This is a genomic window from Corynebacterium tuberculostearicum (assembly GCF_013408445.1).
GTDB classification, from domain to species: Bacteria; Actinomycetota; Actinomycetes; order Mycobacteriales; family Mycobacteriaceae; genus Corynebacterium; species Corynebacterium tuberculostearicum.
In genome coordinates this window covers 2,088,601-2,102,151 of the sequence record NZ_JACBZL010000001.1, presented here as the reverse complement: position 1 = coordinate 2,102,151, position 13,551 = coordinate 2,088,601, and the positions used below count along the sequence as shown (strand labels likewise).

General features: G+C 62.4%; 17 protein-coding genes. 11 read left to right on the top strand and 6 right to left on the bottom strand.

The annotated features are described in order from the left end of the window. Positions 1–1,041 (bottom strand): o-succinylbenzoate synthase, encoded by a 1,041-nt coding sequence (locus BJ985_RS09885; RefSeq protein ID WP_373366776.1) that lies wholly within the window; start codon positions 1,039–1,041, stop codon positions 1–3. Positions 1,042–1,116: 75 nt separating this feature from the next. Here BJ985_RS09885 and BJ985_RS09880 point away from each other — a divergent pair, with 75 nt between their 5' ends. The 9 genes from BJ985_RS09880 (at position 1,117) to menE (ending at position 8,161) form a co-directional block, all read left to right on the top strand. Then, positions 1,117–1,578, top strand: a complete 462-nt coding sequence (locus BJ985_RS09880) for a DIP1984 family protein (RefSeq protein ID WP_005322951.1) — start codon at positions 1,117–1,119, stop codon at positions 1,576–1,578. A gap of 293 nt (positions 1,579–1,871) precedes the next feature. Continuing rightward, the gene (locus BJ985_RS09875; RefSeq protein WP_179387350.1) at positions 1,872–2,840 is read left to right on the top strand and encodes a 1,4-dihydroxy-2-naphthoyl-CoA synthase; all 969 of its coding nucleotides are present in this window, start codon (positions 1,872–1,874) and stop codon (positions 2,838–2,840) included. Positions 2,841–2,855: 15 nt separating this feature from the next. Further along, positions 2,856–3,005, top strand: coding sequence for a hypothetical protein (locus tag BJ985_RS09870; RefSeq protein ID WP_005322953.1), 150 nt, complete (start codon positions 2,856–2,858; stop codon positions 3,003–3,005). A gap of 91 nt (positions 3,006–3,096) precedes the next feature. Continuing rightward, complete coding sequence (locus BJ985_RS09865; RefSeq protein ID WP_005322954.1) at positions 3,097–3,285, top strand: hypothetical protein; 189 nt, start codon at positions 3,097–3,099, stop codon at positions 3,283–3,285. A 169-nt stretch (positions 3,286–3,454) separates the two neighbouring features. Then, complete coding sequence (locus BJ985_RS09860; RefSeq protein WP_049377867.1) at positions 3,455–4,621, top strand: metal ABC transporter substrate-binding protein; 1,167 nt, start codon at positions 3,455–3,457, stop codon at positions 4,619–4,621. A gap of 6 nt (positions 4,622–4,627) precedes the next feature. Beyond that, positions 4,628–5,314, top strand: coding sequence for a metal ABC transporter ATP-binding protein (locus tag BJ985_RS09855; protein WP_005322958.1), 687 nt, complete (start codon positions 4,628–4,630; stop codon positions 5,312–5,314). Then, entirely contained in the window at positions 5,314–6,144 is an 831-nt protein-coding gene (locus tag BJ985_RS09850; RefSeq protein WP_049377866.1) for a metal ABC transporter permease, read from the top strand. Before BJ985_RS09855 ends, BJ985_RS09850 begins: the two co-directional genes overlap by 1 nt. Further along, complete coding sequence (locus BJ985_RS09845; protein ID WP_179387349.1) at positions 6,144–6,971, top strand: metal ABC transporter permease; 828 nt, start codon at positions 6,144–6,146, stop codon at positions 6,969–6,971. The genes BJ985_RS09850 and BJ985_RS09845 overlap by 1 nt, the downstream gene beginning before the upstream one ends. Positions 6,972–7,027: 56 nt before the next feature. Next, positions 7,028–8,161: an o-succinylbenzoate--CoA ligase gene (gene menE, locus BJ985_RS09840; RefSeq protein ID WP_005322961.1), complete on the top strand. Its 1,134-nt coding sequence runs from the start codon at positions 7,028–7,030 to the stop codon at positions 8,159–8,161. Here the strand turns inward: menE and BJ985_RS09835 are convergent, their stop codons facing one another. Next, on the bottom strand, positions 8,162–8,833 hold the full coding sequence (locus BJ985_RS09835; protein WP_034656208.1) for a metal-dependent transcriptional regulator: 672 nt from the start codon (positions 8,831–8,833) through the stop codon (positions 8,162–8,164). 214 nt (positions 8,834–9,047) lie between these two features. Here BJ985_RS09835 and BJ985_RS09830 point away from each other — a divergent pair, with 214 nt between their 5' ends. Next, positions 9,048–9,938 carry a 1,4-dihydroxy-2-naphthoate polyprenyltransferase gene (locus tag BJ985_RS09830; protein ID WP_179387348.1) on the top strand — a complete coding sequence of 297 codons (891 nt, stop codon included), beginning with the start codon at positions 9,048–9,050 and terminating at the stop codon, positions 9,936–9,938. Here the strand turns inward: BJ985_RS09830 and BJ985_RS09825 are convergent. After that, entirely contained in the window at positions 9,935–10,261 is a 327-nt protein-coding gene (locus tag BJ985_RS09825) for a DUF4229 domain-containing protein (RefSeq protein ID WP_179387347.1), read from the bottom strand. The genes BJ985_RS09830 and BJ985_RS09825 overlap by 4 nt on opposite strands. A gap of 38 nt (positions 10,262–10,299) precedes the next feature. Here BJ985_RS09825 and BJ985_RS09820 point away from each other — a divergent pair, with 38 nt between their 5' ends. Continuing rightward, positions 10,300–10,545 carry a hypothetical protein gene (locus BJ985_RS09820; RefSeq protein ID WP_179387346.1) on the top strand — a complete coding sequence of 82 codons (246 nt, stop codon included), beginning with the start codon at positions 10,300–10,302 and terminating at the stop codon, positions 10,543–10,545. Here BJ985_RS09820 and BJ985_RS09815 read toward each other — a convergent pair. From BJ985_RS09815 to BJ985_RS09805, 3 genes are all read right to left on the bottom strand, one after another. Further along, positions 10,542–10,802, bottom strand: a complete 261-nt coding sequence (locus BJ985_RS09815) for a helix-turn-helix domain-containing protein (protein WP_005322968.1) — start codon at positions 10,800–10,802, stop codon at positions 10,542–10,544. The two genes, BJ985_RS09820 and BJ985_RS09815, sit on opposite strands and share 4 nt — an antisense overlap. Further along, positions 10,803–11,822 carry a c-type cytochrome biogenesis protein CcsB gene (ccsB, locus tag BJ985_RS09810; protein ID WP_179387345.1) on the bottom strand — a complete coding sequence of 340 codons (1,020 nt, stop codon included), beginning with the start codon at positions 11,820–11,822 and terminating at the stop codon, positions 10,803–10,805. It abuts the gene before it with no gap. A 94-nt stretch (positions 11,823–11,916) separates the two neighbouring features. Further along, on the bottom strand, positions 11,917–13,548 hold the full coding sequence (locus BJ985_RS09805; protein WP_179387344.1) for a cytochrome c biogenesis protein ResB: 1,632 nt from the start codon (positions 13,546–13,548) through the stop codon (positions 11,917–11,919). Positions 13,549–13,551 lie beyond the last annotated feature (3 nt).

The following is a 13,551-nucleotide window of genomic DNA, read 5'->3' as shown; positions in this document are numbered from 1 at the left end:
CTAGTCAGAAACGTGCGATTCAGAAAGATGCGGCCAGCAGGCGCGAACGCGATCGAACCACCAGTCGCGGCGGTCGGCGGGGGCGGCGAGCGCAGCGAGACGGTCTGGGTCGGGGGCTAGGATATCGGCGGGAAGGTGGCCATCGATAAGCGGGCGCGGGGCGGTGACGTCTTCTTCAAAAAGGGAGCCGGTGGCAAGGCCGGCGGCGGCTGGGGTGACGTCGATGTCCTCGTCGTCGTAGATGCGCGGGAGGGCGGCGACGGCCGCGAGGCCCATGTTGATGCCAATGGAGGTGTCGAGCGCGGAGGCCACCGTGATATCCATATGCCGCTGGCGCAGGTGTTGGGCCACTTCGAGGACGCGGCGTACGCCGCCAAGCGGGGCGGGCTTGACCACGGCGACATCCGCGGCCTGCAACTCGGCGACGCGATAAGGGTCGGCGACCTTCCGGATGGATTCATCGGCGGCGACGCGCACAAAGAGGCCGGCGCGCATAAGGCGGCCGCGGACCTGGGCGAGCTCCTCGGTGGTGGCGCAGGGCTGTTCCATATAGTCCAGCGGCATCATCATCTGCGCGGCCTCAACCGCCTCATCGACGCTCCAGCCGCCGTTGGCATCCACGCGCAGGATAGGGATATCGCCGCGGTGGGTGACGGCGTCGCGGACGGCGCGGACGCGAGCGGCGTCGTCGGCAAGCGTGTGCCCCTTCTCCGCCACCTTGATCTTGAAGGTGCGGCAGCCGGGGTAGCGCTCCACCACGGCCGGAACCTCGCTGGCAGGTACGGCCGGGATGGTGGCGTTGACCTCGATGGAATCGCGCACCGGCTCCGGAAATCCCTCGTAGGCGGCCTCGAGCCCGCCGCGCAGCCACGCGGCGGACTCGGCCGGGCCGTATTCCAGGAAGGGCGCGAACTCGCCCCAGCCGGCCGGGCCCTCGATGAGCAGGGCCTCCCTAGTGGTAATGCCGCGGAAACGCACGGCGAGCGGGAGGGAGACTACGTGGGCGCGGTCGAGGACGTCATCGATATGCATGGCCTTCATGGTAGCGCCCGCCGGCCATTGACCCCTCCCCCGCTCTGCGCTATTTTGGGAACCCATACCAATAAAGGAGGAATTATGCTGCTAGCTGAGGCATTGGCGGAGCGCGCCCAGGCACAGGAGCGCCTCAATAGCCTGCACGAGCGGTTGCTCACCGTGGCCCGCGTGCAGGAGGGCGATACCCCGGATGAGGATCCGCAGGAGCTGCTGCGCGAGCTCGACGGCGTGGCCGGGCGCATCGATGAGCTGGTGCAGGCCATCAATGCGACGAATATCGCCACCGCCTTTGATGAGAAGAGGAACTTGATGGAAGCCCTCGCGCTTCGCGACGGCCTCTTGCGCAAGCGCCGCATCTACCACGACCTAGCGCAGCGGGCGGGCACGCGCTCGGATCGCTATTCCCGCACCGAGATCAAGTTTGTCTCCACCATCCCGGTGGCGGATCTGCGCAAGCGCGTCGATGATTTGTCTAAGCAGTACCGCGAGCTGGATACCCGCATCCAGCAGCTGAACTGGAATACCGAACTGAAAAACGGATAGTCATATCGCGCGCTGCCTAAAGCGCGCGATGGTAGCCCACACACCTGCAGCGAGCAGGCCCCCACCCTGGAGGGGAAAATCCTGGGACCCTGGCCCCCTTTAGCGCTTTAAGGGGCGGGGAGTTCGAGTCTCCCCATGGCATGGAGTACCGCGCTGGTATGGCGTACACGGGTATTATGCGGGGCAACAACCTCGCAGTATCGCGTATTGATTATTACCGGCCTGCTGGGCAGCGTGTGTGGGTGAGGGTTGGGAATGGGGACTATTCTTCTTTTGCCACTAAGCTGGCCGTTATGAGCGAGCAGAAAAAATACAGCACCGATAATCCCTTTCGGCCGGAATTGTGGCATTCCGTAGAGGGGTTTGAAGACCTCACGGATATCACCTATCACCGGCTCAACGGCGAGGGCCGTAAGAACGGCATCGTGCGCATCGCCTTCGACCGCCCGGAGGTACGCAATGCCTTTCGCCCGCATACCGTAGACGAGCTCTACCGCGCCCTTGACCACGCCCGCCGCACGCCGGATGTGGGCACGATTTTGCTCACCGGCAATGGTCCGTCCGACAAGGATGGCGGCTGGGCTTTTTGTTCGGGCGGCGACCAGCGCATTCGCGGCCGCTCCGGGTACCGCTACGCCACCGAGCACGCCCATGATGACGCCACCGCGGATGAATCCACCGTGGACACCGCCCGCGAGAAGGTGGAAGGCGGCCGCCTACATATCCTCGAGGTCCAACGCCTTATCCGCACCATGCCCAAGGTGGTTATCGCCGTGGTCAATGGTTGGGCGGCCGGCGGCGGACACTCGCTGCACGTGGTCTGCGATATGACGGTCGCCTCCCGCCAGGAGGCGCGCTTCAAGCAGACGGACGCGGACGTGGGTTCCTTCGATGCCGGCTATGGTTCGGCCTACCTAGCTAAGATGGTGGGCCAGAAATTCGCCCGCGAGATCTTCTTCTTGGGTCGCACCTATGATGCCCAGCGGATGTATGAGATGGGCGCGGTCAATGAGGTTGTCGATCACGCCGACTTGGAAGACGCCGCAATCCAGATGGGCCGCGAAATCAACGGCAAGTCCCCAACAGCCCAGCGCATGCTGAAGTTCGCTTTCAACCTGACCGATGACGGCCTCATGGGCCAGCAGGTCTTCGCCGGCGAGGCGACCCGCCTGGCGTACATGACCGACGAGGCCGTCGAGGGCAAAGAAGCATTCCTCGAAAAGCGCGACCCGCAGTGGGAGCAGTTCCCGTATTACTACTAGCCAGGAGTTAGCACGATGTGGATTTTCGCCATCGGCTTGGCCACACTTGCACTGGCGGGCGTCATCGTCTCGCGAGTGTGGATGCTCAAGCGTATCAAGGATGCGCAGGACAGCGGGGAGCGTCCCTTCGATCAGGAGGACACCCCGCGCAATCCATACATGTAGCGGAGTAAATGGCGTGGGACGCCCTCGGACCGGAGTGAGACATCTCAAGCAATTGTGGACATGCCCATAGTTAATACTTAAAGTGTCGAACATGAAACTCTGCAACTCATTCGTCATGCTCGCAGCACGCGTCGCCCTGGGCGTAATTCTCATCGCCCAGGGCTGGCAAAAGTTCTCCGAATGGACCGTCGCCGTCGCGGGCCTGATGCTCGCCGCCGGCCCCGGCATACGCTCCCTGGATCAGCTCCCCTTCAGCAAAAAGGCAAAAGTAGCCAAATAAGGCCACCGCTTCCTAGCCTCTCACTTCACTCATTGAAGTGAGAGGCATTTTTAAATTTTGGCAGCTTAAGGGAGAGATAGGACCACCTAAGTTCATTACGTTGAACAATCTAGTTCAAGGGTGCTAGTGTTTGTTGAGTTCACTTCTCCTAATACAAAGGAAGTTCATTATGAGCTCAAATCACAGCACCCCACGCCGGCCCCTACAGCGCATTCTCGCAGGCACCTGCGCCCTCGCACTCGGCGCCAGCCTCGCCGCTTGCAGCGCCTCGAAGGAATCCATCGACGCTGCAAAGCCGAAGGACGGCGACACCGTCAAGGCCGTGGCCACGACTACCCAGATCTGCGACTACCTCACCCAGGTAGCCGCCGGCGGCCTCAAGCTCCACAAGGTCGACTCCCAGGGTGCGGAGACCAACTCCGGCGAGGGCCCAGTGACCCTCGACCTCACCTGTTTGCTCGCCCCCAACGCCAGCGCCCACGAGCACGAGATGACCCCACAGCAGATGCAGGCGCTCTCCCAGGCCGACTACATGTTCGTCAACGGAGTCGACCTCGAGCACTTCCTCGACCAAGCCGTGGACTCCTCCGGCTTCCACGGCGTCATGGCCGTGACCTCGGGCGTCAAGAGCGAAGGTATGGGCGATGGCAACGGCAAGTACACCATCGACGAGGGCATCGAGCACGTGAGCCCGCGCCCGTGGCCTTTCCCGGGGGAGGACGGCGAGGCCCCAGAATTCAAGTACGACCCGCACGTGTGGACCTCCCCGAAGCAGGCCAAGATTCAGGTCGACAACATCGTCAACACGTTGTCCCAGGCCTCCCCGCAGGCCAAGGACGCCTTCACCGCCGCCGGCAAGAAGTACACCGACCAGTTGGAGGACCTCGACAAGTGGGCCAGCGATTCCATGTCCGCAGTTCCTGAGCAAGACCGCGTGCTCTTCTCTTCCCACGACGCCTTCGGCTACTTCTCAAACGCATACGGCGTGAAGTTCATCGGCTCCGCACTGTCTGACTTCAACAACCAGCAGGACGCCACCTCGCGCCACATCGACGAGCAGGCAAAGCAGATCCGCGAGTCCGGTGCCAAGGCCATCTTTGCGGAGAATTCCAACAGCTCGAAGTCCATCGAGGCCATCGCCCGCGCCGCAGGCGTCAAGGCGGTTACATCCGACGACGCTTTGTACGGCGACTCGCTAGGTGTGCCAGGCAGTGAGGGCGAGACCTACATCGGATCCATCGTCCACAACATCAACACCCTGGTCAGCGCCTGGGACTCCGAACAGCAACCGTTGCCGGAATCGCTGCAGGCATTCGACGTCGCCAAGCGCAAGTAGCTCTATATGTCTTCCCCATTAATCACTCTGCGCAATGCCACCTGCGGCTATGGCGCCCGGGATATCCTCACCGACGTTGATCTTGAGATCCGCGCGAGCGAGGCCGTGGCGCTCCTGGGGGCCAACGGCGCGGGCAAGTCTACGCTGCTCAAGGCAATCACTGGCCTGGCTGCCTTGCGCGGCATGGCCACCATCGACGCCTCGCTCGGCTACGTCCCGCAGTACCAAGACTCCGACCTGAGTTTTCCCGTCACGGCTTACAAGGTCGTGGAAATGGGCCTTTTGCCATCAGTGAGCTGGTGGCATAGGTGCACGAGCATGCGTAGCTATCGCGGCCATGTACTCAATGCCCTGCGACAAGTGGGGATGGAGCACCTCGCCGAGACGCGGTTTGGCCAGCTCTCGGGAGGGCAGCGCCAGCGCGTGCTCATCGCGCGCGCGTTGGTTTCGGCCCCGGAGCTGGTGCTTCTCGACGAACCCTTCAACGGGCTTGATCAAGAAAGCCGCCGAATCCTGATTCAGATCATTGCGGATCTCAAGGAAGCAGGAATCGCCCTGCTCGTCTCCACTCACGACCCCATCTTGGCGCAGCACACCTGCGACTGGGCGGCGTTTGTGCTCGACGGCAAGGTCCACACCATGGGAACCGAGGAAGCAGTGGAAACCTATATGGAGCAAGGTGCGCGACTGTAATGGAGCAGATTCTCTTCGCCCCGTACCTGCGCAATGCCTTCCTCTTCCTGCTGTGCCTATCGATTGTGGGGGCTGTCATTAGCGTCCTCGTTAATCTCCGCCGCATGGAATTTACGGTGGAAGCCCTCGTGCACTCGGTTTTTCCAGGCATCGTGGTAGGGCTCATCGTGGGCGGCATCCCGGGCATCGTGCCGGGTGCGGCCGCGGTGGCCACGGTGACGGTGCTGGTGCTGGCTTCTCTGGGTTCTGGGCGGCGCCAGTCAGCGCGGAAGCTGGATATAGAAGCCGGAACGGCCGTGGTGCTGACCTTCATGTACGGCATCGGCGTGGTCATCAGTTTGGCCTATGGCGACAAGTCCGGGCAGCTGGAGGCGCTCATGTTTGGCCGGCTTCTCGACGTCACGCAGTCCAGGCTGGCAACCTCCGTCACGCTCTGCGTGATTGCGGCACTGCTCATCCTGACAACCTGGCGCATGCAGATTCTCGTCGCTTTCGATACAGCAGCGGCCCGCGCCATGGGCGTCAACGTGGCGGCTTATGAGCTCATTGCGAATGTCGCGGTTGGCCTAATCGTGGTGGCGGCTAGCTCGGCAGTGGGTGTGTTGCTGGTTATCGGTTTTATTGTCATTCCAGGCCTCTCGGCGCGCTTGATCGCAGGATCCCCGCGCAGCATGTGCTTCTGGGCTGCGGGCTTGTCCACGCTGGCAGTGGTGGTGGGATTTGCCATCATGCTGTCCCAAACCGCGCACCAGATTTCGCCGCAGGCAATCGTCAGCTTGATGCTGGTTGTCACCGTGCCGCTAGCGGGCTTGAAGGGGGTATTTAGCTAATGGGACTGTCTCATCTTGATCCAGAGATCCTGCGGATGCCCCTCCTTGAGGCCATTGCTGTGGGATGTTTATCTGGCTTGGTTGGAACCTTGATGGTCATGGGCAAGCGCGTCTTTTTCGCCGAGAGCCTGTCGCACGGAATCTTCCCCGGCGCGGTGCTCGGCGTAGTGGTGGCCAACCTTCTGAGCTTGGATCTCTCCACGGGTTTGATGGTGGGCGCGGCACTGTTCTGCCTACCTTTGGCCTGGCTTATGCGGTGGTTGAGTACCGTCGAGGGCATTTCTTCGACCGCTGCCGCCGGCGTGACGCTCACCCTGGGATTCTCCCTGGGCATCTTGTTGCTGCGCTGGTTCCAACCGCTACCTATCCACGTGGATAGCTTTCTCGTGGGCTCGCTGACCACTGTCAATGCGCAGGATGTCTGGTTTGTCAGCGCCCTGGTGGTGGTCAGCCTTGGCGTGCTGGTAGCATTTCGCCGGACGTTGGTCTCCTTCTACTTCGACCAGACGTCCTTCCGCGCACAAGGTGGAAATCCCGGCTGCTATGACTTGCTTACCCTCACGCTTATCAGCGTGACCATGGTGGTGGTGATTCCCGCGGTGGGCACTATCTTGTCCCTGGCGCTGCTGGTAGCCCCGGCGGCGGCGTTGCAGCCGTGGATCAAGCGCCCGACCCAGCTCATGCTCGGTGCCGGTATCGCGGGCATTGCGCTGGCATGCGGCGGGCTCTTGCTGGCGGCCGCACTCAGTTTGTCGGCGGGCGGCTGCATCGCGGTGCTGGCGGGTGTGTTCTATTTGCTCAGCATGGGGCTGCGGGCCTTGCTCTAAACGCCCGGCGCGCCGCCTCCCGGGACGAGCGATATGCCCGGGTAACCTGATTATTCGTGACTCATATCCTCGCCCCACTCCCAGTCGATCCCCGCAATCCCGCAGGAATTTTGGATGACCTCGAGAAGGCCATCGCTGGGCAGACCACGCTCTTACCCCTTCCCGCAGCGGACCGCACGCGGACGGAATTGCTGCGCAACCACATGCGCGCGGGCGAATCGATTGCTGAGGACATTGCTTTGGTGGTGTCCACCTCGGGTTCCACGGGCACACCGAAGGGTGCGCAGCTAAGCCCGCTTAACCTGGTGGCGAGTGCGGATGCCACCCATTCTTTCCTGGGTGGCCCCGGCCAATGGCTACTGGCCATGCCCGCCCACCACATCGCGGGCATCCAGGTGCTCGTGCGTTCGTTGGTGGCGGGTGTGGAGCCACTGTGCCTCGACCTGTCCCAAGGCTTTAACATCACCGAGTTCGCCCGCGCAGCAGAAGAACTCGCCCACACCGAGGACCGCATGTACACCGCGCTCACACCGATGCAGCTGCACAAGGCACTCGATTCGCTGGACGGCATCCAAGCACTGCGCCGTTTCAACTCCATCCTGGTAGGTGGAGCAGCGCCACATCCCCAGCTATTGGAATCTGCGCGCAAGCTCGACATCACCGTGGTAACCACCTATGGCTCCTCGGAGACTGCGGGCGGTTGCGTCTACAACGGCACTCCCCTGCCCGGCACCGAGGTGCGCATCGGGGAAGATAACCGCATTTTCCTGGGCGGGCCGACCATTGCGCAGGGCTACCGCAATGTGGAATCGCGCGACTTCGTCGGTGGCTGGTTCGCAACTTCCGACGCCGGGGAGCTCGACGCCCACGGTCAACTCACCGTCACTGGACGTCTGGACAGCATCATCAACTCGGGCGGGTTGAAGTTGCACCCAGAACAACTGGAACAGCTCTTGTTGCAGGTACCGGGCGTCGACAGTGTATGCGTGGTGGGCATCCCTGATCCACGTCTTGGCCAGATGATCGCCGCAGCTTACACCGGCTGGGCCTCGCGCACCGACATCCTCGAAGCGCTCGATGACCTGCCTCGGTGGCAGATTCCGCGCGAGATTATCCGCATTGCTGAGATGCCGCTGACCGGCCCCGGCAAGGTGGACCGTCGTGGTGTCGCAGGGCTCTTTAAGAACTGATTAGACTTCGTTAGCGCGCACCGTCACGTCGGCGGCCGCGACTTCCGCAAGAGAGAACTCCTCGTCCCCTGCGTGCAGGTTGAGCAGGCCCGCAACGCGGGAATCGACTACGACCTCGACGCCCAGGCCGACGCCATGGCTGTCGAGGTAGCGCAACAGCTCGGTGTCTCCGTCGCATACCCGCTCGATGGTGACAGGGGTGTGAAGGGGGACGTCGTCAAGCGTGAGCGTGCCAAGGTCCTCGATGCTGCCCTGCGCGTCGGGGATGGGATCGCCGTGGGGATCGCGCTGAGGATGGCCCAGGTGCTGATCGAGTCGATCGATGAAGCGATCGGAGCATGCATGCTCGAGGAGATCGGCATCCTCGTGAACCTCGTCCCAGGTGTACCCCAGCTCTTTGACCAAGAAGGTCTCGAGGAGACGATGGCGGCGGACCATGCCCATGGACAGTGCCTGGCCCTCTGGGGTCAGCGAAACGCCAGCGTAGCGCTCATGTTCCACCAGCCCTTGGGCAACGAGACGCTTTACGGCTTCCGACGCCGTGGGCACCTTTTGGTTCAATCGCCCCGCCAGCTCCTTGAGCGCGATGGGCGCGCCGCCGGAGTGCTCGGAGAGGTCCCACAGGACTTTGAGGTAGTCCTGGGTACGTTCAGGGAGATCGCTTAAATGCATGACATTCATCGTAGTAAAGGCCTTGCCCCGCGAGCGATTCACATGATAACTTTAAGAAAGTTCAACGCATTGAACTTTTGTCACGGGTGTGGCCCACAGCCGTCCTTTCTTGGGTACGTACGACGCGCTTCCGCCATACCCGTGGCTTTTATATATCCGCCGTGTGCGTCCCTTGTGCACAGCATGCCCGCGGTGGCGTGGCACAATAACTGACATGTCACTTTCTGCCTATCCCGCAACTGCCAAAGACTGGCTCCAAGGCGCACGCCCGCACACGTGGGCTAATGCCTTCGCCCCAGTCATCGCTGGTACTGGTGCCGCAGCGGCTGCCGACGGCGCGCACTTCGGCCGCGCGCTCCTCGCCCTCATCGTGGCGTGGGCACTTATCATCGGCGTGAACTATGCCAATGACTATTCCGATGGCATCCGCGGCACCGACGATGACCGCACCGGTCCGCAGCGCCTGACCGGCGGTGGCCTGGCCCGCCCGCAGCAGGTGAAACTCGCGGCCTTCGCCGCCTTCGCCGTGGCTGGGCTCGCCGGCATTGCGCTGTCCTTTGCAGCGCACGCGTGGTGGCTCATCCTAGTGGGCGCGCTATGCATCGCGGGCGCGTGGTTTTATACCGGCGGCAAGAACCCGTATGGATATCGCGGGCTCGGCGAGGTTGCTGTCTTTATCTTTTTCGGATTGGTCGCCGTGCTCGGTACCGAATTCACGCAAGCTGGCCGCCTGTCGTGGTCGGGCCTCGCGCTGGCCGTGGGCATCGGCGCGATGAGCTCCGGGGTGAACTTAGTCAATAATATCCGCGATATTCCTTCCGACGCCGAGACCGGCAAGATTACCCTCGCCGTGCGCCTCGGCAACGAGAAGGCGCGCCTGCTCTTTACGGTGCTGCTCCTGCTGCCATTCCTGCTGACCATTGGCATCGCCTTCGGCAGCTGGCTCGCGCTCGCTGGCTTGGTCTACTTCCCCCTTGCGCTGCGCGCCATCCGCACCGTCAACCGCGGCACCCAAGGCCCAGAGCTCATCCCGGTGCTCGGCCTGACCGGCCGCGCGATGCTGCTGTGGGCCGTTATCGAGGCCGCCGCACTCATCATCGTCTAGTCCTGGGCGGCGCGGCCTTCCAGCTCCGCCTGAACCCAGCGCTTGTGGGCCTTGCGCTGGGCGGAGTACTCGGCCAGCGTCTGAGTGGCCTCGATGCGCCACTTTTTAAAGATCAGCATCGATAGCGGCAGCGCCACGAAGAGCGCCAGCAGCGCCGCAACGAGCACCGGGATGGCAAAGCCGATGGCGATGGCCAAAATCTCGATCACCGCGGTCAAAGCGATAAAAAGCACTACGCGGGCGAGCCCGTACTTCCACAGCGCCGCGCGCGAACGGCGGCGCAGTTCTGGGTCCGGCTTGGGTGGCTCAGGGTTATGCGTCATGGGGGTTGATTGTACGCGGTGCAGGTAGAATCGCACGCATGGGCCGAATAATCCTCCTCCTACTCTTTGTCCTCGCCGCCTACCTCGTCTGGAAGGCCTTCGGGCCCTCGACATGGAAAAAGCGCGAGGTGGAACAACCCCGCGCTATCAAAGGCCCCGATGATGACGAGGAATTCCTCTGGAAACTGGAAAAGGAGCGCTTCAAGCAGCGCCGCGCACAGGAGGCAGAAGAAGAAAAGCGCCGCCAGCGCCGCAAACGCGACGCCGACGGCGAGAAGGACTAGGATTCCTTCGGCACGAAGCGCATCTCTAGGCCTAAGGCCTCAGCCACGGCGGTGATCTTTTCCCACCGCACGCCCGCACCACCGTGCTCGATGGTGTGGAGGGTGGAGCGGGAGATACCGGCGGCGTCGGCAAGCTGCTGCTGCAAAATGCCCAACTCGCGGCGGCGCTCGGCGAATTGGGCGCCAAGGCCCAAAATCACCGCATTATCGCCGGCCGGCTTGCCCTGCTTATGGCGCGGGCTATTATGCTCCGCCATCTAGTTCAGCCCCGCATAGGAATGCAGGCCGGAGACGACCATATTGATAAAGAACAGGTTGAAGACCATCAGCGCCATCGCCATGACGTTGATCCACGGCGCCGCCTTGCGGAAGGCCGGCGTCGCACGCGCGTGCAGGTACGCGGCGTACAGGATCCAGGTGGCAAAGGATACGGTCTCCTTCGGGTCCCAACCCCAGAAGCGGCCCCAGGCGGACTCGGCCCAGATGGCCCCCAGGATGATGCCCAGACCCAAGGTCGGCAGGGTGATAACAGCCAGGCGGTAGGCCAGCTGGTCAATCTTTGCGGCAGAAGGCAGCGGGCGGGCCACCGCACCGAAGAAGCCATGCTCGGCATGCTTCGGTTGCGCCATACGGAACAGCGTCAGCAGCGAGACAATGCCGGAGATAATACCGATGGACGCGCCCAAAGAAACCACGGTGACGTGGATGGGCAGCCAGTGCGACTGCAGCGCCGGCACCACCGGGGCGGACTCGGCATAGAGCTTGGTGGAACCATAAAACATCAGCGCGAGGGTCGGGGTAAGCAACCACGGCCACACGGTGCGCCATTCCTTGCGCTGCATGGCCATATTACCCACCAGCAGCACGCCGAAGCTCACCATCAGCACGTACTCGTACAGGTTGCCAAAGGGGAAGCGGCCGGTGGCCAGGCCGCGCAGCACGATCGCCGCTGCGTGCAACGCAATGCCCACCCACATCAGCGCGCTGGTCATGCCGCCGAGCTTATCGGCCTTGCGTTCCTTTTCCTTCAGCTCATCGGCCGTGATTCCGGAAGAAGACTGGGCAACCTCGCCGGCATAGCTCTGCTTGTCGACGCCCCCAGCGCCCGCCCCCACCAAGACCTTCGCGGCCTCAGACTTCACGGCGCGGCGGCCCTCGATGATGCCCTGCATGCGGCCGTAGTAAAACAGCGACAAAAAGAGCGCGACGCAGTACACCACAAAGGCGGTCTGCACCGCGATATCCGAGAAATTAGACAGATTCTGATCGATCTGCATGAATGCTCCTAGCCTTCACACGTGCGGAATAAGTGCTGATTACCTTACTCAGCGAAACGGCCCAATCCAACTTTTGTTGGATCGGGCCGGAGCGCTAATCGTCGGTATAAAGTTCGTCTTCTTCGACCTCGTCTGGGTCCGGCAGCTCCAGCAGCGCGCGGTGCAGCTCGTGGAACTCCTCGGACCAGCCGGCGCGGTCGGTGCGGGCAAGCCCGCCCATCTCCACGTCGGTGCCGCCGGCCGCGTTCGGCCGCAAGCGGATGTAGACGCGGCGGCGCTTAATTATCAGCGATCCCACCAAGGATATGAGCATCACCAGCGCGGAGGCCAGCACCCACTTCTGGAAAGGATCATAAGAGACCTGGTAATTGGCGAACTCGCTGGCGCCGTCGAAGGTGATCTTCGTGCCATCGTCCAGGGTGACGTCCTCGCCCTGGTTGAGGTTCACGCGGTCAATCTTTTGCAGCTGGCCGGACTGCACCAGGTTCGGGTCCAGCGAGAAGAAGGACTGCGGGGTGCCGGTGTCCAGGCCGGCATCGCCGCGGTAGATATCGATGGCCATCGCCGGATCCTGCAGCCCGGGGTATGCGGACTGCAGCAGCTTGCCGTTCTCGCCGGCCCACTCGGCCGTGGGCGCAAACAGGCCCTGGATGGCGATCTGGTTCTGGCGGCGGTCATAGAGATCCGGGTGCATGCCTGCCGGTGGGTCGAAGCGCATCGCGCCGGAGGACAAGAAGAAGGTCGTGTCATTCGGCTGGAACTGAATGGTCTGGGTGCGCTTTTCACCATTGGGCCATTCCACCGTGACCGTCGGCGCGTAGCCGTGGCCCTGCAAATAAACGCGGTTGTGCGCCAGGCGAAGCGGATGGTTGACCTTGAGCTCATAATCCTTCCACTCGGAGTCATCCTTGTAGATCTCATCGCCCTCCGCGTAGGAGACGTTGGAGGTAAACATCTCGGCCTGGCCGTTCGGCAGGTACTCGGCCGCGAAGTCATGGGCGACGAGGCAGAAAGGGTGGAGCCCGGTGCCGTCGAAAAGCGGGCCGGCGCGGAAGGAGTCGAAGTTGGACGTAGAGGTATTGCAGAACTCCGTGGACTGATCCAGGGTCTGGTCGCCGCCCTGCGAGCCAGACTCAGTGACCACGATGACCTGGCCTTCGTAGTTGACCAGCTTGCCGGCGGCAACCGTGACCAAGATGGCTACCAGCGCCACGTGGAAAATAAGGTTGGCTAGCTCGCGGCCGTATCCGCGCTCCGCGGAAAAGGTATGCACGCCGGCACGGTCCTTCTCCGGGGAATACTCGGCCACGCGCCACCTCTTCAGGCGCTTTGTAATTTCCGCGGATAGTTCCTCCTCGCTCTTTTCCGAGTGCCCCTCGGCCGCCAGCGGCAGCTTGTGGAGGTACTTCGGGGCGCGCGTCGGCGGGGTCTTCCACGCCTTATAGTGATCCCAGGAGCGCGGCAGGATGCAGCCAACCAGGGAAATAGCGAGAAGGACGAAGATGGCTTGGAACCAGACGGAAGAAAAGACGTCGAAAAGCTGCAGCTTGTCGTAGATCTTCGCCACGTTGCCATTGGACTCAATAAAGTCCTGCACGTTCTGCTCGTTGAGATCGCGCTGCGGCAGCAAAGAACCGGGAATCGCGGCCAGCGCCAGCAAGAAAAGCAGCGCCAGTGCCGTGCGCATGCTGGTCAGCCAATGCCAGGCTTTGCGGAAATATTTCACGTC